This window comes from uncultured Maricaulis sp. (assembly GCF_905480005.1).
Lineage (GTDB): Bacteria > Pseudomonadota > Alphaproteobacteria > Caulobacterales > Maricaulaceae > Maricaulis.
Map to the genome: position 1 here is coordinate 17,796 of NZ_CAJQOO010000047.1, position 21,409 is coordinate 39,204.

General features: G+C 62.3%; 19 protein-coding genes. 6 read left to right on the forward strand and 13 right to left on the reverse strand.

Annotated elements, in window-relative coordinates; genetic code table 11:
- The first annotated feature begins 155 nt into the window (after positions 1-155).
- From QZ266_RS05620 to QZ266_RS05635, 4 genes are all read left to right on the forward strand, one after another.
- Positions 156-1,583 (forward strand): amidohydrolase, encoded by a 1,428-nt coding sequence (locus QZ266_RS05620; RefSeq protein WP_295692440.1) that lies wholly within the window; start codon positions 156-158, stop codon positions 1,581-1,583.
- Positions 1,583-2,854, forward strand: a complete 1,272-nt coding sequence (locus QZ266_RS05625) for an amidohydrolase family protein (RefSeq protein ID WP_295692445.1) — start codon at positions 1,583-1,585, stop codon at positions 2,852-2,854. The genes QZ266_RS05620 and QZ266_RS05625 overlap by 1 nt, the downstream gene beginning before the upstream one ends.
- Before the next feature lie 113 nt (positions 2,855-2,967).
- Complete coding sequence (locus QZ266_RS05630) at positions 2,968-4,512, forward strand: DEAD/DEAH box helicase (RefSeq protein WP_295692447.1); 1,545 nt, start codon at positions 2,968-2,970, stop codon at positions 4,510-4,512.
- 154 nt (positions 4,513-4,666) lie between these two features.
- Positions 4,667-5,719 carry a GGDEF domain-containing protein gene (locus QZ266_RS05635; protein ID WP_295692449.1) on the forward strand — a complete coding sequence of 351 codons (1,053 nt, stop codon included), beginning with the start codon at positions 4,667-4,669 and terminating at the stop codon, positions 5,717-5,719.
- Positions 5,720-5,782: 63 nt separating this feature from the next.
- On the opposite strand, the gene QZ266_RS05640 is transcribed toward QZ266_RS05635, so the two are convergent.
- The 11 genes from QZ266_RS05640 to QZ266_RS05690 are packed head-to-tail and all read right to left on the reverse strand — an operon-like array spanning position 5,783 to position 14,495.
- Positions 5,783-6,373: a glutathione S-transferase N-terminal domain-containing protein gene (locus QZ266_RS05640; RefSeq protein ID WP_295692451.1), complete on the reverse strand. Its 591-nt coding sequence runs from the start codon at positions 6,371-6,373 to the stop codon at positions 5,783-5,785.
- A 6-nt stretch (positions 6,374-6,379) separates the two neighbouring features.
- The gene (locus QZ266_RS05645; RefSeq protein ID WP_295692453.1) at positions 6,380-6,739 is read right to left on the reverse strand and encodes an iron-sulfur cluster assembly accessory protein; all 360 of its coding nucleotides are present in this window, start codon (positions 6,737-6,739) and stop codon (positions 6,380-6,382) included.
- A gap of 9 nt (positions 6,740-6,748) precedes the next feature.
- Positions 6,749-7,177: an SUF system Fe-S cluster assembly protein gene (locus QZ266_RS05650; protein ID WP_295692456.1), complete on the reverse strand. Its 429-nt coding sequence runs from the start codon at positions 7,175-7,177 to the stop codon at positions 6,749-6,751.
- Positions 7,178-7,185: 8 nt separating this feature from the next.
- Positions 7,186-8,427: a cysteine desulfurase gene (locus QZ266_RS05655; RefSeq protein ID WP_295692459.1), complete on the reverse strand. Its 1,242-nt coding sequence runs from the start codon at positions 8,425-8,427 to the stop codon at positions 7,186-7,188.
- The gene (sufD, locus tag QZ266_RS05660; protein WP_295692463.1) at positions 8,424-9,452 is read right to left on the reverse strand and encodes a Fe-S cluster assembly protein SufD; all 1,029 of its coding nucleotides are present in this window, start codon (positions 9,450-9,452) and stop codon (positions 8,424-8,426) included. The genes QZ266_RS05655 and sufD overlap by 4 nt, the downstream gene beginning before the upstream one ends.
- Positions 9,453-9,455: 3 nt before the next feature.
- Positions 9,456-10,220: a Fe-S cluster assembly ATPase SufC gene (gene sufC / locus QZ266_RS05665; RefSeq protein WP_295692465.1), complete on the reverse strand. Its 765-nt coding sequence runs from the start codon at positions 10,218-10,220 to the stop codon at positions 9,456-9,458.
- A gap of 4 nt (positions 10,221-10,224) precedes the next feature.
- Positions 10,225-10,719: a RidA family protein gene (locus QZ266_RS05670; protein WP_295692468.1), complete on the reverse strand. Its 495-nt coding sequence runs from the start codon at positions 10,717-10,719 to the stop codon at positions 10,225-10,227.
- Positions 10,716-11,348 carry a hypothetical protein gene (locus QZ266_RS05675; RefSeq protein ID WP_295692471.1) on the reverse strand — a complete coding sequence of 211 codons (633 nt, stop codon included), beginning with the start codon at positions 11,346-11,348 and terminating at the stop codon, positions 10,716-10,718. The genes QZ266_RS05670 and QZ266_RS05675 overlap by 4 nt, the downstream gene beginning before the upstream one ends.
- A complete protein-coding gene (gene sufB / locus QZ266_RS05680; RefSeq protein ID WP_295692473.1) occupies positions 11,348-12,823 on the reverse strand; it encodes a Fe-S cluster assembly protein SufB in 1,476 nt (491 codons plus the stop codon). The genes QZ266_RS05675 and sufB overlap by 1 nt, the downstream gene beginning before the upstream one ends.
- 17 nt (positions 12,824-12,840) lie before the next feature.
- The gene (locus tag QZ266_RS05685; protein ID WP_295692476.1) at positions 12,841-13,992 is read right to left on the reverse strand and encodes a cysteine desulfurase family protein; all 1,152 of its coding nucleotides are present in this window, start codon (positions 13,990-13,992) and stop codon (positions 12,841-12,843) included.
- Positions 13,993-13,994: 2 nt separating this feature from the next.
- A complete protein-coding gene (locus QZ266_RS05690; protein WP_295692479.1) occupies positions 13,995-14,495 on the reverse strand; it encodes an Rrf2 family transcriptional regulator in 501 nt (166 codons plus the stop codon).
- Positions 14,496-14,705: 210 nt separating this feature from the next.
- On the opposite strand from QZ266_RS05690, the gene QZ266_RS05695 reads away from it, so the two are divergent.
- Positions 14,706-15,389: an alpha/beta hydrolase gene (locus QZ266_RS05695; RefSeq protein ID WP_295692482.1), complete on the forward strand. Its 684-nt coding sequence runs from the start codon at positions 14,706-14,708 to the stop codon at positions 15,387-15,389.
- Between the two features lie 72 nt (positions 15,390-15,461).
- Here the strand turns inward: QZ266_RS05695 and QZ266_RS05700 are convergent, their stop codons facing one another.
- Complete coding sequence (locus QZ266_RS05700; RefSeq protein ID WP_295692485.1) at positions 15,462-16,568, reverse strand: anhydro-N-acetylmuramic acid kinase; 1,107 nt, start codon at positions 16,566-16,568, stop codon at positions 15,462-15,464.
- A gap of 63 nt (positions 16,569-16,631) precedes the next feature.
- Here QZ266_RS05700 and tyrS point away from each other — a divergent pair, with 63 nt between their 5' ends.
- The gene (tyrS, locus tag QZ266_RS05705) at positions 16,632-17,879 is read left to right on the forward strand and encodes a tyrosine--tRNA ligase (RefSeq protein WP_295692487.1); all 1,248 of its coding nucleotides are present in this window, start codon (positions 16,632-16,634) and stop codon (positions 17,877-17,879) included.
- Here tyrS and QZ266_RS05710 read toward each other — a convergent pair.
- Entirely contained in the window at positions 17,876-21,364 is a 3,489-nt protein-coding gene (locus tag QZ266_RS05710; protein WP_295692490.1) for an AsmA-like C-terminal region-containing protein, read from the reverse strand. The two genes, tyrS and QZ266_RS05710, sit on opposite strands and share 4 nt — an antisense overlap.
- Between the last annotated feature and the right edge of the window lie 45 nt (positions 21,365-21,409).

Below are 21,409 nucleotides of genomic sequence, written 5' to 3' on the forward strand. Positions count from 1 at the left end.
CCCGGGCTCGGCGAGCGGTGTGAAGCATCCTTCTGAATATTCACAAATCTTTCCCTCGGCCGACGCATCGGGGTTTGACGACAAGGGCGCGAGGGCGTTCAATTGCACGATCTCGTTCGGCTCCGTTGTGCCGAACGCCAAGTGGGGAATAGACAATGACACGCAAGGCATGGATGCCAGCTCTGGCGGCGACCGCCGCTATGGGTCTGGCGGCGTGCAGCGCCGGCACCGACTCAGACGGTTCCGGTTCTGCTGCGTCGGATTCGGACGTTGTCCGACACAGTCTCGATCCATTTCCATCGACTTATACGGCCCGGGAGAGCGGTACCACGCTCATTCGTGGCGGCACGGTGCTCGATGGAATTGGTGGCGAGATCGAAAATGGTGATGTCCTGATCGAGAACGGCCGCATCAGCGCGGTTGGTACCGGCCTGGAAGCCCCGGACGGCGCGACCGTGATCGATGCCACCGGGCGCTATGTGACGCCGGGTGTGGTCGATATCCACTCCCACCTTGGTGCCTATCCGTCACCGAGTGTCAGCGCACACAGCGATGGCAATGAGGCCACCCAGCCGGTGACCGCGGAAGTCTGGGTCGAGCACAGCGTCTGGCCACAGGATCCCGGCTTTGAAGCGGCACTGGCCGGCGGCGTGACCACGCTGCACATCCTGCCCGGCTCGGCCAATCTGTTTGGCGGACGCGGCGTGACCCTGCGCAATATCTCGGCGCGTACCGTCCAGGAAATGAAGTTCCCGGATGCGCCCTACACGCTGAAAATGGCCTGTGGCGAAAACCCGTCCCGCGTCTACGGCAATCGCGGCCAATCCCCGGCCACCGATATGGGCAATATGGCCGGATACCGCGCCGCCTGGATCCGCGCCTCCGATTACCGCGACAGCTGGCATGACTATTGGGAAGCAGCCGAGAATGGCGAGGATGCCACCGCGCCGACCCGCGATCTCGAGCTGGAGACCCTGATGGGTGTCCTGGACGGCGAAATCCTGATCCAGATGCATTGCTACCGTGCTGACCAGATGGCTCAAGTCATCGATATGTCAGAGGAATTCGGGTATCAGGTCACGACGTTCCACCACGCTGTCGAAGCTTATAAAATCCCTGACCTCCTGGCCGAGAACGGCGCTTGCGCCGCGGTCTGGGCCGATTGGGGCGGCTTCAAGATGGAAGCCTATGACGCCATCCGCGAGAACCTCGCCCTGACCCATGCCAATGGGGCCTGCGCGATGATCCACTCGGATAGCGATATGGGTATCCAGCGCCTAAATCAGGAAGTCGCCAAGGCGCTTGGTGATGGGCGCCGTGCCGGCCTTGAGATTTCCGATGGCGAGGCCTGGGCCTGGCTGTCCTCGAACCCCGCGCAGGCGCTGGGTATCGCGGACGAGACCGGCAGCCTGCAAACCGGCCTGCGGGCCGATGTCGTGCTGTGGTCCGGCAATCCCTATTCCACCTACACACGGGCCGACCAGGTCTGGATCGATGGCGCGCTGAGTTTTGACCGGCGTGACGAAGACCAGCAGCCAGTCCGCGACTTCATGCTCGGCCAACCGGGTGAAGGAGAACAATGATGAAAGCGATCCTTCCCGCGCTCGCCCTGGCACTTGCCAGCACGGCGCCAAGCCTCGCCCAGACCTATGCCGTCACGAATGGCCGCGTGGTCACCAACTCGGCTCAGGGCATCATCGCCGATGGTACCGTTTTGATCCGTGATGGCAGCATTGTTGCCGTTGGTGCTGATGTGACCATCCCCGACGGCACCGAAGTGATCGATGCCGATGGGGGCTGGATAACGCCAGGCCTGTTCGCACCCTTCACACAGATCGGCTTGATTGAAGTCGCTCTCGAAGGCTCCACGACCGATGCGGGCGCGAATGACTCGCCCTATTCCGTCGCCCTTGATGTCACCGACGGGTTCAACCCGGCCGGGACGCACATCGCGTCGACCCGCATGCGCGGCGTGACGCGGGCCGCCATCTATCCCTCGACCGGCCACAATATCTTTGCCGGTCAGGGGGGGCTGGTGAATACGAGCGGCGAATCCGACTCGGTGTTCGAGAATGGCAGCTTTGTCTATGCCGACCTCAGCCAGTCCGGGGCCTCGACGGCCGGCGGCTCCCGCCCGGCTGCCTGGGCTTATCTGGAGGCCGCTTTCAATGATGCACGCGGCTATCCGGGACGTTTCTCGGCCGACCATGAGGGCGATGCACTCAATCGCTTCGACGCCCAGGCCTTTCTGCCTGTGGTGCGGGGACGCGTTCCGCTTGTTCTGAACATTGATCGAGCCGCTGATTTGCGCCGGGCGATCCGCTTCCAGGCGGAAAACACCCCGGTCCAGATCATGATCGAGGGTGGCGCCGAAGCCTGGCTCGTCGCGGACGAGCTGGCCGCGGCCGGAATTCCGATTCTGCTGGACCCGCTGCGCAATCTCCCCGCCTCATTTGATGAGATCGCCGCGACGCTGGACGGTGCCCAGCGCCTGCACGCAGCCGGTGTTACCGTGGCCTACACCACGTTGACCTCGGACGGGTATTACAATGCCCGCCTGATCACCCAGCATGCCGGCAATGCGGTCGCCAATGGCGTGGCCTGGGACCAGGCCTTCCGGTCGATCACCCTTACCCCGGCTCAGATCTATGGCGTGGGCGACCGCTATGGCGCCCTGGCAAATGGCTATGCCGGAGATGTCGTCGTCTGGGATGGGGACCCGCTCGAGGTGATGAGTTCACCGACTGCGGTCCTGATCGATGGCGAAATGACGGAGATGGATTCGCGGCAGACGCGCCTTCTGAACCGTTACATCAATATCACGGACGAGACGCCATTCGCCTATCGGCGTTAGGGGATCAGCCTTGTTGCGTTGACTCGCAGCGGCTCCCCCGTATTTTGCGCTCACCAAGCGGCCGCGCCACTACGGCGCGGCCGTACCGTATTTAGGTCAAACCAAAGGACGCCATGACGTTCGCAGATCTGGGTCTGAGCCCAAAACTCCTCGAAGCCATCCAGAAGGCTGGCTATAGCGAACCGACCCCGATCCAGGCCGGCGCCATTCCTCCCGCGCTTGCCGGGAAAGACGTGCTGGGCATTGCCCAGACGGGCACCGGGAAAACTGCGTCCTTTACCCTGCCCCTTATCGAGCGTCTGTCCCGTGGCCGCGCCAAGGCCCGGATGCCGCGCTCGCTTATCATTGCACCGACCCGCGAACTCGCCGCCCAGTGCGCCGAGAATTTCGAGACTTATTCCGAGGGCCAAAAGCTCTCCATGGCCTTGCTGATCGGTGGCGTTGCCTTTGGTCCGCAAGAGGCCATTCTCAACAAGGGCGCGGATGTCCTGATCGCCACGCCGGGTCGCCTGCTCGACCATTTCGGGCGCGGCAAGCTGCTGATGACCGGTGTTCAGATGCTGGTTGTCGACGAAGCCGACCGTATGCTCGACATGGGTTTCATCCCGGATCTCGAGAAAATCTTCTCGCTGGTGCCGCCGGCACCGCGTCGTCAGACGCTCTTCTTCTCGGCCACCATGCCGAAGGAAATCCAGAGCCTGGTTGATCGCTTCCTGCGCGACCCGGAGCGGGTGGAAGTTTCGCGCCCGGCGACCGCATCCACCAATATCAGCCAGCTCATGATCAAGCTGGATGACAACTCGGCCAAGGCCAAGCGCGCCGCCCTGCGCCTCGCCATGTCCCGTGATGGTGTGAAGAACGGCATCATTTTCTCGAATCGCAAGCGCGACGTCGACATCGTCGCCCGCTCGCTGCAACGCCATGGTTTCTCGGCCGCTCCGATCCACGGCGATCTGGACCAGTCGGCCCGAACCGCAACCCTCGCCAGTTTCAAGTCCGGCGAATTGCGATTCCTGGTCGCCAGTGATGTTGCAGCCCGCGGCCTGGACATTCCGGATGTCAGCCACGTCTTCAATTATGACATGCCACATCATGCCGATGATTATGTGCATCGCATCGGCCGAACCGGGCGCGCCGGCAAATCCGGCGAGTCGATCACGATCTTCGTGCCGGGTGATGAGAAATCCCTGGCTGCCGTCCTCAAGCTGATCCAGGTCGAGATCCCTGAACTGGTTCTCGATGGTATGGGCGAAGCGATGGCTGATGCCGGTGTCTCCAGCGGCAGATCACGACGATCCACGCCAAAGAGTGGTGGCAGTTCTTCCTCATCCAAGGGCGAATCTACTAGCTCAAGCTCGCGCTCGCGCAAGCCGCGCCGCTCCGAAGCGAAGGGCGACGAAGCCCCTACGAGCGCGGCATCCGCGGTTCAAAAAGCCGTCGCAGCGGTGGAAGAAAAGCAAAAAGAACCCGCCAAGCAGGCCGAACCTGAACAGGCTGTCACTGAAAAAGCCGAGCCCAGAAAGCGCGAAACGCAACCGGAAGCTCAGCGTCGAGGAGGCCGGAAGTCGGGCTCCAAGCGGGATCGCAGCCAGGACAATGATCGGTCTGTGGTCGGCTTTGGCGACCATGTTCCAAGCTTCATGAATGCTGATCGCTGACATCGGCCTGACGCAATCGCAACGAATGGCAGCAGAAGTCGTGAAAACAACTCATACGGTATGAGCCATTTTTACTACTTCTTTCCCTTTGCCGGTTACGGTCACTCCAATCCGAAGAGCGAAGTTATTCGCGTCGGCAGGGAAGGACTTTCTGGTGAACGGTCGACTGCTTGGAAATGAAGGTCGTGAGTTCGCGCTCAAGGCGTTGGACCTCATGGATCAGTTCGGCATCGCGCCGACACCCGAAAACTATGCGGTCTGGGTCTGTTTCACCAGTGATACCAATCCGGAACTTTGCGAGACCCTGAAAGGTCACATCCAGTCCGGCGACACCTTCTCCGAAACGATCAATAACGAACTCTTCGAACAGTATTTCCAGTGGAAAGCCCTTCAGGACGCGATTCTGGAGAGCGGCGGCGCGATGTGTCGCGAGCTGGGCGCCGTGCAGCAGACGCTGCAAGCCGCCGAGCGGGACACCGCGGCCTATGGCAAGGCACTTGAGGGCGCCAGCCACGAACTGGTTGCCAGCCCGGATGCCCCGGGCATGAAGAAACTCGTCGAGAGCCTGGTCTCAGCCACGGCTCGGATGCAACGCCGCAGTCAGGCGCTGGAGGATCGTCTTCAGGTGACCTCCAATGAAGTGACGCAACTGCGCTCGAACCTGGAGAAGGTTCGCGAGGAGGCCATGACCGATGCCCTCACCGGTATCGCCAATCGCAAACGCTTCGACGAAAGCCTCCGCCGCGCACGCCGCGATTCGGAGACCAAGAAACAGCCGCTCAGCCTGATCCTCTGCGACATCGATTTCTTCAAGCGTTTCAATGACACTTGGGGCCATCAGACCGGCGACCAGATCATTCGTTTCGTCGCGGGTTGCCTGACCCGTCATGCCGGCGAAGGTCATCTCGTGGCCCGTTATGGCGGCGAGGAATTCGGTATTGTGATGCCGAATACGGCGCCGAATGTTGCCGAACAGGTTGCCGAGAAGATCCGCAAGACCGTCGAATCCAAGAAATTGCTTCGCAAGTCCACCAATGAGGATCTCGGCAATATCACGGTCTCGCTCGGCATTGCGACCTATCAGGACGGCGAGTCGATTGAAGACCTCATCGAGCGGTCCGACTCGAACCTCTACCGCTCCAAGACCGAGGGCCGTAATCGCACGACCGTCGATGATGGCCGGACGAGTTCACGCAGCGCCGCCTGACCGCAGGCCCGTCACATTGTTGAATTTCCGGATCAGGCCGCCTTTCGAGGCGGCCTTGTCATGTCAGCTGTCTGCTGGCGGCGGTGTGGCCTTGAAACTCGGACGTGCTTCCCATGCTTCCAGCAATGCCGCCAGATGCGGCCGCCCGCTCCGCCAATCGCTCTCGGGATAGCGAAAATCCATGTAGGACAGCGCCACAGCCATGGTCAACGGCCCCTGGGCAAGCGGCGCGTCGAGATGCCCAATCAGGGTCTCGATCTCATCGATTGCGCGCATGATTCCGCGCTCGCGGCGCTGGATCCAGAAGTCTGACTGGATCCCCTCATCCCGCACCATTTCCACGCGGCGCGCGACGGTCAGGTCGAGCAGACCATTTCCGAGCGCCTCGAGGCGACGATCAGTCCAGTCCCGCGGCCAGGGCTCACCGGCCCGCTCACACAAATAATCGGCAATCAGTGCGCTTTCAGTGAAGGCCTGCCCGTCATCCAGTACCAGACACGGCACGCGACCGAGCGGATTGGCCTGGATCAAGGCCGGATCATCGTCAAAGGGATGGGATTCCAGCTCTTCCACCTCGTCCGCCAAACCCAGTTCATGCACCATGACGCGGCATTTGCGTGAATAGGGCGAGGTGGTCGAGATGATGAGTTTCATGGTCGGTCAGACTTCCTTGACAGGAATGATCGTCACGCTTTCCCCGCAGCCGCACGCGTCGGTCTGGTTGGGGTTGTTGAACACGAATTTCGCATGAAGCGGGGTAATTTCATAATCGATCTGCGTTCCGAGCAGGAATAGCAGGGCCTTCGACTCCAGCACGATCTCGACGCCATGGTCTTCGACACGCTCGTCCAGCGGGCCAGGTGCCTCGACATAGGCCATCTCGTATTCCATGCCGGCACAACCGCCATTCTTGACGCCCACGCGCAGGAAACCGGCACCGCGCTGGGCCATCAGCCCCTTGACGCGCTCGGCCGCCGCTTCGGTCAGGCTCACCGCCTTGGGTCGTTCACGTACAGCCATTCCGGCCTCCTAGAACATGTTCAGCGCGAGGCGCGCTTCATCGGACATGCGATCGGGCGTCCAGGGTGGTTCGAAAGTGAGATCCACCAGCGCACGGTCGACGCCCTCGACCTTTTCCACCGCTTCCTGGACCCAGCCCGGCATCTCGCCCGCGACCGGACAGCCTGGCGCCGTGAGCGACATCTGGACCTTCAAGGTCCTGTCGTCCTCCAGGTCGACCTTGTAGATCAGGCCAAGTTCGTAGATATCGACCGGAATTTCCGGATCGTAGACGCTCTTGAGGGCTTCGACGACAGCATCGGTGATACGCGCCAGCTCGTCGGCCGGTATGGCACCGGTCCCGTCGGCCGGGCGGCTTTCGGTCGCAATTGCGCTCGCCGCCACCGGCTCGGCGGGGGCAGACAGGTCGATCACGTCACGGTTGATTTGCTCGGTCATGGTCATCCCTAGATGAGGAAGTCGCGGGCCTTTTTCAATGCGTCGACAAACGCATCGGCCTCTTCAATGGTGTTGTAGATGGCGAAACTGGCCCGTGCGGTCGAGCTCACACCCATGCGACGCATCAGGGGTTGGGCACAATGATGCCCGGCCCGCACCGCAACGCCGTACTTGTCGAGGATCTGGGCCACATCATGAGGATGGGCGCCATCGAGGGTGAAGGAGATGATCGCGCCCTTGTCCTGGGCTGTTCCGATCACGCGCAGGCCATCAATATCGGCCAGGCCCGTCATGGCCCTGTCCATTAGCGCCCGCTCGTGCTCCAGCACCGCGATGCGGTCATGACGCTCTACCCAGCGGATCGCCGCGCCCAGCCCGATCGCGTCGGCGATTGCCGGCGTTCCGGCTTCAAACTTGTGTGGCACGTCCGCGAAAGTGACCCGATCCTCGAACACGTCCGCGATCATCTCGCCGCCGGCCATATAAGGCGGCAGACGGTCCAGCCAGTCGCCCTTGGCATAGAGCGCCCCGATGCCGGACGGGCCATAGAGCTTGTGACCGGTAAAGACGAAGAAGTCACAATCAAGCGCCTGGACATCGACCGGCAGGTGCACCGCCGACTGTGAACCATCGAGCATGACCGGCACGTCGTGAGATTTCGCGATCTCGATAATCCGGGCCGCATCATTCACCGTGCCCAGGACATTGGACATATGGGTGATGGCGATCAGCCTGGTCTTTTCATTAACCATGCCTGCCAGGTGTGGATAATCCAGCTCACCGGCTTCCGTTACAGGCGCCCAACGCAGAGTAAGCCCTTTGGAATCAGCGAGAAGGCGCCATGGAACGATATTGGAGTGATGCTCCATCTGTGAGATGATGATCTCATCGCCCGGCTCCAGCATCTGGCCGAAACTGTGGGCAATGAGATTGATCGCCTCGGTCGAGCCGCGGGTAAAGACAATCTCCTCGGTCCGCCTCGCATTGAGAAAACGCCGGACGTCTTCGCGCGATTTCTCGAACTCTTCCGTTGTCTCATTGGCCAGGGTGTGGAGCCCGCGATGCACATTGGCGTAGGAGGCACGATAGACACCGGCCACGCTCTCGATCACGAATTCCGGCTTCTGGGCCGAGGCCGCATTGTCGAGATAACACAGCGGATAGCCATTGATTTCGCGCTGCAGAATCGGGAATTCGCCCCGGATAGCGTCAATATTCAGAGGCGCCGTAATGGTCGATTGAGCGGTCATATCAGCGCTCCAAGGCGCGCGCGAAGACTGGCCTTGAGTCTCTCGCGCAAGGCTTCGTCCTGCACCCGGTCCAGCGGCTCAGCGAGATAACTCTCGATCAGGAGCGCGCGCGCCCTGGCTTTGGGCAAGCCACGCTGGCGCATATAAAAGAGAGCCGTCTCATCGAGCGTACCCAGTGCATTGCCGTGGGCGCACTGGACGTCATCGGCATAGATTTCCAGCTCCGGCTTGGCGTCAATTTCGGCCCTCTCGCCCAGCATGAGCGCCCGGTGCGTCATGCGCGCATCGGTCTGCTGTGCAGCACGGTCGACAATGAACTTGCCCTGGAAGACCCCATGGCCGCCCGAGGCGACAGCCCCCTTCACCAATTGCTGGGTCACGCCGCCCGGGCCGGTGTGATGGACCAGATTGGTTGTGTCGGCGTGGCGCCCGGCGGCAAGGACGTAGGCGCCGCCCATGGTGATGCTGGCGCCCTGCCCCGGATGGGTCACATGGGTTTCATTGCGCGAAAGGCGCGCGCCGGTATCCACCATCGTCTGGTTGAGGGTCGCCGTTTCAGCCAGCTCGATTTCCGCGGAACCGACAAAGACGGCATCGGCGTCATGATCCGTGATCACAACACGGTCGAGCCTGGCACCGGCCTCAAGCCGAATCGTCATGTGCCAGTTGCCAAGCGATCCAGCCGCCCCCTTCAGTGTTTCCACAAGCGTCACGGATGCGCCTGCCGGCACCACCAGGGCAGCATCGGCAGCGCTTGCGCCCGCCGAGGCGGCAACCGCCAGCTCGATACGATCGCCGTCCTTGACGTTGGTGAGGCCATCCAGGCCGGTCACATCAAGGCGGCCGACCCCGCTGACATCATTCGCGGCGCGGCGTAGATCGGACCATTTCCAAAATTCATTGCGGCGTGTCGGCAAGCCGTCACGCTGAGTCGCCTCGCGCAAGTGTGCGCGCCAGCCTGTCGCGCCATCCAGCGCACCAATCAGGGCTTTCTCGGCCTGGGTATGGGTCAGTATCGCGGTCATGCCTCAGGCCGCCTCGCCGATGAATTTGTCATAGCCTTCCGCTTCCAGCTCGTGAGCCAGTTCCGGGCCACCGGATTTGACGATCCGGCCATCGGCCATGACATGGACGACGTCGGGCGTGATGTGATCTAGCAAGCGCTGATAGTGGGTAATCACCAGCATGCCGCGCTCGGGCGAGCGCAGCGCGTTGACGCCATCGGACACGATTTTCAGGGCATCGATGTCGAGGCCGCTATCGGTCTCGTCGAGGATGAGGAATTTCGGTTCGAGGACCAAGGCCTGGAGGATTTCCATCCGCTTCTTCTCGCCGCCGGAAAAGCCGACATTGACCGGGCGTTTGAGCATGTCCATCGAGACATTGAGCTGTTTCGCCTTCTCGCGGATCAGCTTCATGAATTCGGGCGCTGAAACCTCCTCCTCGCCGCGCGTGGCGCGCTGGGCGTTGAGGGCCTCCTTGAGGAAGGTGATGGTCGGTACGCCGGGGATCTCAACCGGATACTGGAAGGACAGGTAAAGGCCCAGCGCGGCCCGTTCTTCCGGAGCAAGCTCGCCGAGCTCTTCACCGAGAAACGCCATCTCGCCATCGGTGACCTCATAACCGTCACGGCCGGTCAGCACATAGGACAGCGTCGACTTGCCGGACCCGTTCGGGCCCATAATGGCATGCACTTCGCCGGCTGGAACTTCGAGCGAGAGGCCCTTCAGAATGGCTTTTTCCTCGCCGTCCTGGGTTTCGACCTTGTTGTGGAGATTGTTGATTTTAAGCATTTTTCTAATCCCAATCCGGCGCATAGGCTGTGCAGGCAATCTCAACGCGCGCGCCGAGCGCCAATTCCTGGACGCCCGCCGTGACGCGGGCCGGGCGTGTCGCGCCCAGCGCTTCGGCATAGGCGGCGTTCATCGCCGCATAATCCATCATGTCGGTCAGATAGACGGTGCAGCGAGTGAGCTGATCGAGCTTGGCCCCGGCCAGCTCCAGCGAGGTGGCGATGTTGGCCATGGTCTGGGTCGTTTCCGGCCCGGCACCGCCCTCGACAATGGTCTCCGTACCCGGCAGGCGGCCGAGATGCCCGGAGACGTAGATCGTTTCGCCGGCGCGCACGACGGAGGAGAACGGCGCCCAATCCGGCAGCCCCTCCACGCGATAGGTCTGGATAGCGTCGTCATCGCCGACATTATAATCGAGATCGACATCGGCCGAGTCGGCAAGGATGACACAGCCTGAGAGGGCGAAGGCGGCCAGGGCGGTCAAGACAATACGGATCATTCGAACACCTCTTCACAGGCACTCAACAAGGCATCCGCATCCAACCCGGCGTCCGGCGCGGGTTCCAATACCAACCGACAGGCCTCCATCTGCATATTAGCGACCATCTCGTAAACCGGCTCGAGCCCGTCCGGGGTCAGCCGGTACGCCGTCTCGTAATGGGTCACAGCACTGCCGCGCGAACCCACCTGGATCAGGCCCGGCACGCGTTCACTCGGCCCAACGCCATAGCCAGACAGTTCGCCAGCCGGCTGGAAAATTCCCGTCGCGCTCTGCTGCCACAGCAGGTAGGACGTGTTCACATTGCCGGTACCGATCGGGATCAGGAGCTCCTCGACCCCATCGGCGTTCAGGTCGATTAGCCGAACAATGCTCCGCGCATGCCAGACCCCCTGAACCGGAAAGCTGACCCAGCCAACCTGCCCATCAACGTGCTGGGTCAAATGCAGGCCATCCTCTTGGTAGTTGAATTGAAGAGTCCCGCCAGGCACTTGAAGCGAGCAATTCTGCATTGCGCCGTCGCCGGACTCCAGCTCGTCGCACCAGATGTCGGTCGCCGACTCTTCCGGTGCCGGATGGACTGACATAGCCCCCAGGGTCAAACCGGTAATTATGGCTGCAATCATCATCAGCCCACACTCCCCTCAAGACTGACTTTCAGAAGCTGCTGGGCTTCCACAGCGAATTCCATCGGCAATTCCTGCAATACCTCGCGGACGAATCCATTGACCAGCAGCGCCGTCGCGGCCTCTTCGTCCAGACCACGCTGGCGGGCATAGAAGAGCTGGTCCTCGGAGAGTTTGGTCGTCGTGGCCTCATGCTCGAGCACCGCCTTCGGCGTCTTGCACTCGACATAGGGAACGGTGTGGGCGCCGCACTGATCACCGATCAGCAGACTGTCGCACTGGGTGAAATTGCGCGCCCCCTCGGCCTTGCCATGAACCGAAACCAGGCCGCGATAGGTCTGATCCGAACGCCCCGCAGAGATGCCCTTAGAGATGACACGACTGGTCGTGCCCTTGCCCAGATGGATCATCTTGGTGCCTGTGTCGGCCTGCTGGCGGCCATTGGTGACGGCGATCGAGTAGAACTCGCCACGCGAATTCTCGCCGCGCAGGATACAGGACGGGTATTTCCATGTGATCGCCGAACCGGTCTCGACCTGGGTCCAGGAGATCTTGGAATTCTTGCCGCGGCAATCGCCGCGCTTGGTGACGAAATTATAGACGCCGCCCTTGCCGTTCTCATCGCCCGGCCACCAGTTCTGAACCGTGGAGTATTTGATCTCGGCATCGTCCAGCGCGACGAGCTCAACCACGGCCGCATGGAGCTGGTTCTCATCGCGCATCGGCGCCGTGCAGCCTTCCAGATAGGAGACGTAGGCGCCCTTGTCGGCGATGATCAGCGTGCGCTCGAACTGACCCGTGCCTTCCGCATTCATGCGGAAATAGGTCGAAAGCTCCATCGGGCAGCGGACACCCGGCGGGACATAGACAAAGGAGCCGTCCGAGAAGACGGCGGTATTGAGCGTGGCGAAATAATTGTCTGATGCCGGTACGACCGAGCCGAGATATTTGCGCACGAGGTCGGGGTGATCCCGCAGCGCTTCGGAGATCGAGCAGAAGATGACACCGGCCTTGGCCAGTTCCGCCTTGAATGTCGTCACCACCGAGACACTGTCGAAAACCGCGTCAACCGCGACGCGATTCTCCGACCCTTTCACGCCCAGCAGAACCTCCTGCTCCTTCAGCGGGATGCCCAGCTTGGCAAAGTCGGCAAGGATTTCCTCGGGGACATCATCAATGCTGTCATACTTCGCGCCGGCCTTGGGCTCGGCATAGTAGTGAATGTCCTGATAGTCGATCTTGGGATAATCGACCTTGGCCCACTCCGGTTCCTTCAGGGCCATGAAGCGCTCAAGGGCTTCCAGGCGCCATTTCAGCATCCAGTCCGGCTCATCCTTCTTGCCCGAGATGAGACGCACGGTCTCCTCGTTCAGCCCCTTGGGAGCGAGGTCTTGCTCGATGTCCGTCGTGAAGCCGTACTTATACTTGTCGGCCTCAAGATTGCGAACGTCTTCAATGGTTTCCTTGACCGCAGCCATGATATCCTACCGCCTCTTCAGGCACTTGCTTTGAGTGTCGGGGAAATACGCGCGCGCGCCGCCGACCAAGCGTCGACGAAGGCGTCTGCATCATCCGGTTTCGAATTCCAACCCAGGCTTACACGCACGAAGCCCTGCGAGGCCGCTTCCGGCAGGCCCAGCGCGGTGCCGATCTTCGAGCCTTTCGACGTGCCCGAGGAACAGGCCGAGCCGGCGCTGATCGCCACACCGGCGAGGTCCAGCGCCATGACCTGGGTTGCGCCGGGCCAGCCAGGCTGGCTCATACCCAGCGTATTGGGCAGGCGCGGTACAGCCGCACCGATCTCGATCAGATCCGGGGACGCAGCCTTCAGCGCCGCAGCCATCCGATCGCGAGCCTCGCTCAGCCCGGCAAAGGCGTCGAGGTCAGAAACCGCCTCCTCGAGCGCGGTCGCAAGACCGACAATGCCAGCGACGTTGAGGGTGCCCGCGCGACGACCCTTCTCCTGGCCGCCGCCATGATGATGCCGCGCCATCGGGGCGTCACAGGATGCCAGCAAGGCACCGACGCCCTGGGGGCCACCGAATTTGTGGGCAGAGATCGCCATATAGTCACAGCCCAAAGCGGCGAAATCGACGGCAATCTTGCCGACCGCCTGGATCGCATCAACCACGCTCAACCCACCGGTCTGGCGGACCCGCGCTGTCGCCTCGGCAACGGGCTGGATCGTTCCGATCTCGTTACTGGCGAGCATCATGGCGAGAAGCGGCTTGCCGTCGGCCGGCGCCCAGCGCGACAGGCGCGCCTCAAGCCAGGACATCTCCACGACGCCCTGATCATTCACCGGCCAAATCTCGACCGAACAACCGGTGACCGCCGCAGTCGCCGCGACGGCTTCATGCTCGATCGCCGTCACGATGATCGTCTCGATCCCGCCAGCGCTGAGGGCCGCATGGATCGCCAGATTCAAGGCCTCGGTACCGCCGGAGGTGAAGACGATATCCTCTGGCCTTGCGCACAGCGCCTTGCCAACCTGACGCCGGGCCGTCTCGACACGCGCCAGCGCAGCTTGCCCGGCGGCGTGTACGGAGGACGGATTGCCGACGCGGGTCATCACATCGGTCATCGCCGACACGACGCTCGGACGCACTGTCGTGGTCGCATTATGGTCAAGATAGATTCGGCTCATGCTTATTCAGCGGCATGAATATCGTTGGTGACGCGCCCGGAGCGCAGGTTCGCGCCCGGACGTTCAATACGCCCGACGGCACCCGAAGCCGCGCCGAAAAGCCGACGTTCCAATACATCTTCCAGCGTGATCGACGACAGGAAGAGATAGATGTGCCGTCCGAGCTCATCCCACAGATCATGCGTGATGCAGCGACGGCCATCACTGAGGCAGCCCTTGGCCTCGGAACACCGGGTGGCCCGCAGGGGCTCGTCAACCGCCAGGATGATGTCCGAAATGCGGATCTCGGTCGGCAAGCGGCTCAGCTTGTAGCCCCCGCCCGGCCCGCGAACCGAAGACACGATATCGGCGCGGCGCAGCTTGGCAAAAAGCTGTTCGAGATAGGAGAGCGAGATGGATTGCCGTGACGCGATATCACTCAGCGTCACCGGACCGCTATCGGCAGCATCCGCCAGGTCGGCCATGGCCATCACCGCGTAGCGCCCTTTTGTGCTCAGCTTCATGCGTTTACCTCCTTAAACACTCGCATCCGGCAGGCCGATCATGCTAAGACCCGCCTTTCCGGAAGGGGGGGCGGCCTCGATACGAGTGTTGCTGGTCCAATATCCGAGTGAATTAGTCAAGAATATGGGCGCGCTCTTGTGCACTTTCAACGGGCGATTTGCCGCATACTCACATGACACTGACGTTAAGACCCAAAAAGGCGAGACTGAATGCCTGATGTGATCATTCCCGGCCCGGCCGGACGGCTTGAGGGGCGTTATAGCCCGAGCGAAGACGCTACAGCCCCGATTGCCCTGATCCTGCACGCCCATCCGCTGGGTGGCGGGAATATGGAAAACCCCTCAGTGGACATGATGTATGACGTGTTCCGCAAGCGGGGGTTCGCAACCCTGCGCTTCAATTTCCGCGGCGTTGGCAGATCCCAGGGCAGCTATGACCAGGGGCTCGGCGAGCTGTCCGACGCCGCCACGGTCCTGGACTGGGTTCAGGGCTATAACCAAGGCGCGCGCTTTTGTTGGGTCGCCGGGCATTCCTTCGGGGCCTGGGTCGGCATGCAGCTCTTGATGCGTCGTCCGGAGATTGCCGGCTTCATCTCCGTCGCCCCGCCGACCAATATGTACGACTTCACTTTCCTGGCACCTTGCCCGGCTTCAGGGATCATCGTTCATGGCTCGGCCGACAAGATTGTGCCGCCGGATGATGTCGAGCGTGTGATGTCAAAGGTCCGTGTGCAGAAGGGTATCGAGATCACGACCGAGGTCGTGCCCGACGCCAATCACCTGTTCTCCGAACACCTGGGAATCCTGGAAAAGCACATCGAGACCTATCTCGATGATCGCCTGCCGCTGGTGGAAAAGGAGCGCTCCGAGCGCACAATCACCGGCAAGCGCTGAGACATCTCCAGAGCGCAGACAAGCAAAAGCCCCGACCCAATCGGTCGGGGCTTTTTTTTTCGGCCATCGGTGTCAATCAGGGCGGGTGATCCGGCCACCGCAGACCGGTTCGCGCGCGCCGGTGGTTGAGGGCAGCGAGGTTGGCAGGTTTTCTGCAACCCTTGCGGCGAGCCAGGCGAAGGCCTCGGCCTCCAGCAAATCCCCGCGCCAGTCGGCCGCCTCGACCGCTTCGGGCCTGACACCCGCCGCATCGCCAATCGCGGCCATCAATACGGGGTTATGTCGACCGCCACCGCCCACCAGAAGCCGCTCCGGACGCCCCAGAGCCTTGATGGCATCAGCCACCGTCCGGGCGGTGAAAGCCGTCAACGTCGCCGCGCCGTCTGCTGCCGACAGGGTCAGAACCGGGTCGAGCGTAAAATCCCACCGGTCGAGCGATTTTGGCGGTGCCAGCTGGAAAAAGGCATGCGTCAGCAGGCTCTCAAGCGCCGACTGGTCCACCTGGCCTCGCGCCGCAAGCTTGCCACCGGCATCATAGGACTGGCCGATCATGCGCTGGCACCACGCATCGATCAGGCCATTGGCCGGCCCGGTATCAAAGGCAATCGGATCCGCATCGGGCGCCAGCCAGGTAACGTTGGCAACGCCGCCCAGATTGAGGATTGCGAGCGGTCTCTCCAGCCCCGACTGGCGGGCCAGAGCGTCGTGATAGAGCGGCGCCAACGGCGCGCCCTGCCCACCTGCCGCCATGTCCGCTGACCGGAAGTCGTGCACCACGGCAATGCCGGTGGCCCGCGCGAGGGCCGCCCCATCCCCGATTTGCAGGGTCTGCCCGTTGCAACCGGCCTGAGGGGCCCGATGCAGCACGGTCTGCCCGTGAAAGCCGATCAGGTCGATGTCGGTACTGGCAAGGCCGGCGGCATCCAGCACCCGCTGGACAGCCAGGCCATGCCTGAGCGTAAGCACGCGCTCCGCGGCCTCAAAACCCGGTGCCGCGCCGTCGAATCCCCAGGCCAGGGCGCGATCGACAGCGTCCTGTAAAATGGCACGATCACTGGTGGAATATGATTGGGTTTCACCTGGCCCGAAACGCGTGACGCGCTCGCCATCGGTTTCGATCAGGGCAGCATCAATACCGTCGAGCGATGTCCCGCTCATCAGACCGATGATCCGTTTCATGCAAGCCCCCTCTTTTCCCCGCCCGCCACTCGACCTAGAAGCGTCTTATCAGGAGAGACCTTCATGAGTGATTACAAGTCCGATCTCGTGCGCACGCTGGTCGAGCGCGGCTATTACAACGACGCGACCAATCTGGACGGCCTGGACAAGGCGGCCCAGGAACGTGTTGTTACGGCTTATATCGGATTTGATGCGACGGCCTCCAGCCTGCATGTCGGATCGCTGGTCCAGATCATGATGCTGCGCCGTATTCAGCAGGCGGGCCACAAGCCGATCATCCTGATGGGGGGTGGCACGACCAAGATCGGTGACCCGTCGGGCAAGGACAAGACGCGCTCCATGCTCGATGATGCGGCGATCGCGGCCAATATCGACGGCATTCTCAAGCCTTTCCGGCCGCTGATGTCGATCGGAGACGGACCAACCGACGCCCTGGTCGTCAATAATGACGAATGGCTGTCGGATTTCGGCTATCTGGAATTCCTGCGCAAATTCGGACCGCACTTCACGATCAATCGCATGATGACATTCGACTCGGTGAAGCTGAGGCTCGAGCGCGAGCAGCCGCTGACCTTTCTCGAATTCAACTACATGCTCCTCCAGGCCGTTGATTTCCTGGAGCTCAATCGACGCTATGGCTGCACGCTTCAGCTCGGCGGCGGCGATCAGTGGGGCAATATCGTCAATGGTGTCGAGCTCTGTCGCCGGGTCGACCAGAAAGAGGTCTTCGGCTTCACGACGCCCCTGATCACAACCGCTTCCGGCGCCAAGATGGGCAAGACCGCCGAGGGCGCCGTCTGGCTCAATGCTAATCTGAAGAGCCCGTATGAGTACTGGCAGTTCTGGCGCAATACGGAGGACGCCGATGTCGGGCGCTTCCTGCGCCTCTTCACCGATGTGGAGCTGGACGAGATCGCCCGCCTAGAAGCCCTTGAGGGCGCCGAGATCAACCAGGCCAAAATCCGTCTGGCCAATGAGGCCACCACCTTGCTGCATGGCGCCGAGGCTGCCCGAGCGGCCGAGCAGACCGCTCAACAGACCTTCGCCCTGGGTGGGGCGGGTGCAGCCTTGCCGACCATCACCTTTGACGGGCTGGAAACAGGTGAAGTGACGCTGATGAGTCTTTTCATCGCCGCCGAGCTGGCGGCCTCGAACGGCGAGTTGCGGCGTCATGTCAAGGCCGGGGCAGCCAAGGTCAACGACCAGCCCCTGACCGATCCCTTCGCCAAGGCCAGCGCCGACGATCTGGTTGATGGTGCGATCAAGCTGTCGATCGGCAAAAAACGTCACGCCCTCGCCAAGCCGAGCTAATTCTCGTTATCCGCCCCGGCATCATCGATCGGTTCGGGGCCTGGTTGCGGCTCGGTCACGACCGTGTCTGCGGGCCCCTCTTCGGCCGGCTCCGTTTCGGGTACCGCGGGCGCATTCTCCCGCTCGCGGGCGGCCCGCTCGGCGGCCGTGCCCTCGAACATCCGGCGCAAAACGCCCGGCGCAAGGGCGGAAAGCGGGTTGGCAAAGACGGTCAGGCTGTCGAAGGGCCCTTCGACCGAATAGGTAATCCCGATTACCCCTTCACCCGGGCGCGAGACCAGAACCTCACCAATCAATGGCACGCCGCCAAACAGTGAGTTGATGACGTAGGACGGTGCCAGATTGCCGTCGATCGCAGCGAGGCTGCCGGCAAAATCGACTGTGCCGGAGGCGGTCACACCCAGGGCGCTGCCCCGCGCCCGGGCATCGCCAATCGTCAGCAGACCTGATTCCCAGGCAATATCCGCATCGACCGCGTCGAAACTGATCCCCTCGCCATTCAGCAAGGCGCCCAATCCCTGGAAGGATCCCGCGGCCAGGATGCGCGCGAGCACTGGCACCTGGACCAGCGTCAGGTCACGAATTTCGACCCGGGCCGTCAACGGCCCCTGTATTCCCAGGGGGGGCGCGCTACCCAGGACTGAAACAAGCCCGCCTCGCGCATAGCCCTCAATGCCGATCAGGGCGGACAGGCGCTCCAGAGACTGGGCCTCGATACGGAAGTCGCGCGGCCCGCCGGGCTCGGTCGCGCCGAAGAACGCCTGGAAGGGCCCGTCCATCGCATTGCCGGATATCGAAACCGCCCGAATCCCGGCTTCCTCGCTGCGCCAGATCAGATTGAACTGATCGAGCACGCTGTTCTCCGACAGTATGAGGCGCCCGACATCGACCTGGAGCGAAAGCGGCAGCGTGATCCCGCCTTCGCCGCCCATTGAGGTAATGTGCGGCACGATCGAGCTGATATCGGCATACTGGCCGGTCAGACGCATGCGGAGTGGTTCGCCAACCTCATCAGCCGGCCGGATCTGGCCAGCAATATCCATCAGGTCCGCGACGAAGATCCGGTCGGCTTCAATCTCGCGCAGGGCTCCGTTCGCGGCGATACGGGCCGAGGCCTCAAGGGCCGCGCCCTCCGCCTCCAGCCGAATGGCGTCGAGATCGAAGCCGCCATCATCGGTCTGGGTGAGGCTGAGCGTGGCCCGACCGGGCGCCCCTGCTTCCTTTGTCCAGACACCACCCGGCGCCTCGATCAGGGCATCGACCAGATCCGCCTCGATATCGACTGACCGGAATTCGAGACCATCTGAAACCGCTTCGGCCGCGATACGGATCGATCCGTCCAGATAGCGGCGTGCCGGCATGTTGAACCGGTCCAGCGTGCGGGCATTGATCGTGGCTTCCAGTCCGATCCGTGTCGAGGGTTCGGCATCGGGCAGGCCAAAGGTCTCGCGCCAATTGATCTGAACCGGGGCATCGAAGAGCCGCGCTGTCCCCCTCGCCTCCAGGCCCTCCTGGCTGGCAGTAATGACGACATCACCATCGCTCAGCGCATAGTCGGTGCCGGGAATATCAAGCGACGCATCGGTAAAGCGCCCCTCGATGAAGAAGGGGATGTCCTCGGGGTCGACCTCGGTAAGCATGGCGCGGCGGATCTCGAAACGCATCTCGCCCTGACCACCGACCAGTGTCGGATCGAGGCCGTAGTCGGACACGAGAAAGAGCGGATCCTCATCGATCAATGCAAGCAGGTCCGCCGCCTCACCGCGCGCCACGCCGCCATATCCTGCGATGGCACCCTTGGGGTTGAGGCGGGGCATGTCGACGAAACCCTCACTGAGGGCGATATCGCCGATCATCCCGCTTTCCATGGCGACTTCGAAGGCATTGCCATGCAGGACCGCCGAACCGCGCCCTTCGGTGATCGGCGTCATGGTCGAGATATAGCGCACATGCGCATCTTCAAAATCGAAGCTCAACCGCATGCGGTCATTGTCCATCCGCCCGGCCTCGATCGCGGCTGCGGGAAGATCGAGGTCGAATCGCGCGTTGTAGAAACGCCCGCCGAGAATGCCCTCGCTCACCCATTCACGGGCGCCATCCGCGAGCTCCACCGGCCAGTAGGCAAGCACGGTCTGCGGCTGGATATCGCCGGCGATTGGTCCGGCCAGCTGAAGGTTTGGCAACCAGTTGCCGTCTTCGCCTTGCTGCAGCTGGAGCCCCCCACTCAATTCGGCGCGAATGGTATCGACGACGACATCAAGCCGATCGAGGGTCAGCGCGAATTCGTCGAGGCGCACATCGCCAGACGCAGCCAGCAATTCCCATTGCGGCGCGCGCTCGAAGACCGGCCCCATATCGATGAAGCCCTCGCCGATGGCCAGTTCAAACCGAGCCCGCGTCGGCAACACGCCGTCATACCGGCCTATCTCGGTCAGGCGCCCTTCGACCGAGGCCGCAAAAAGGTCGGAACGGACACGCCCGCTGTGCAGGGTCATCACCGCCTCGACCGGGTCGAAGCTGGCATAGAGATTGGCACCCTCGAAGGCGTGGGTCTGGCCATCCACAAGGATTTGACCTTGGCCCACATCCATCTGCATGGATGCCGTGCGAATGCCGCTGTCACGGGTCGCATCCACAACCAGGTTCAGATTGATCGGCGCATCCAGTGCCCGAAGCGAGGCAGCCGGGCCGCTATCCGGCAGAATTCCGGCGGGAGACAAGCCCTCGAACCGCGCTTCCAGAAGAAGGCTTTCGAGATTGTTTCCGGCCCGCAGGCGCAGCGAGACAGGTGCGAATCCCGATGGTGTCGCCAGGCGCCCCTCGATCTCCGCGAGGATGCGCGCATCATCACGCTCGAAAACAACGCCCGCCGAATCAACAAACCAGGCGAGGCCGACAACGTCATCGACCACACGGACCGCGGCATTGGCGACATTCACCCGCCGCAGTCGTCCCAGCTGCGCAGGCGCATCCGGACCTGACAGGATTTCGAAAAGCGAGGCACTGTCATCACCGCCACGCTCCGGCAGGCGGGCGCTCGCCGCAACCCGCTCCACGCCGCCCAGTCCTGCACCAACGGCGCCATCGGCCCGGCGTACGATAGAGACGGATCCGCCATCAATTGTGAGTTCAACCGGCTCGACCCGTCCAAAAATGAGGGCATCGACGGCCAGGCCAGCCTCGATTCGCGGCGCGCGGGTCACCACTTCACCCGAGGCCTCGGCCACAGTCACATCGGTCGCCATCATGACGATAGCGCGGGTCGAGGGATCAAAGCGGGCTTCCAGCGTTCCCAGGGCCACGACCTCGCCCTCGAACGCCGACGCCAGCATGGCCTGGGCGTCCTCGCGCAGAAAATCGAGCTCGACTGGACCTGAGGACAGGCGCCAGAGGACGAATCCGATCGCAAAAATGGTCAGCGCCAGCAAGGCCGCGACGGCCTCTAGCAGGTAGATCAACGTCCATTTGACGGATTTGCGCAGCATTCAGACCGGCCTTCCCGCAGTCCGAGCACTGGACGTGTCGGCCCG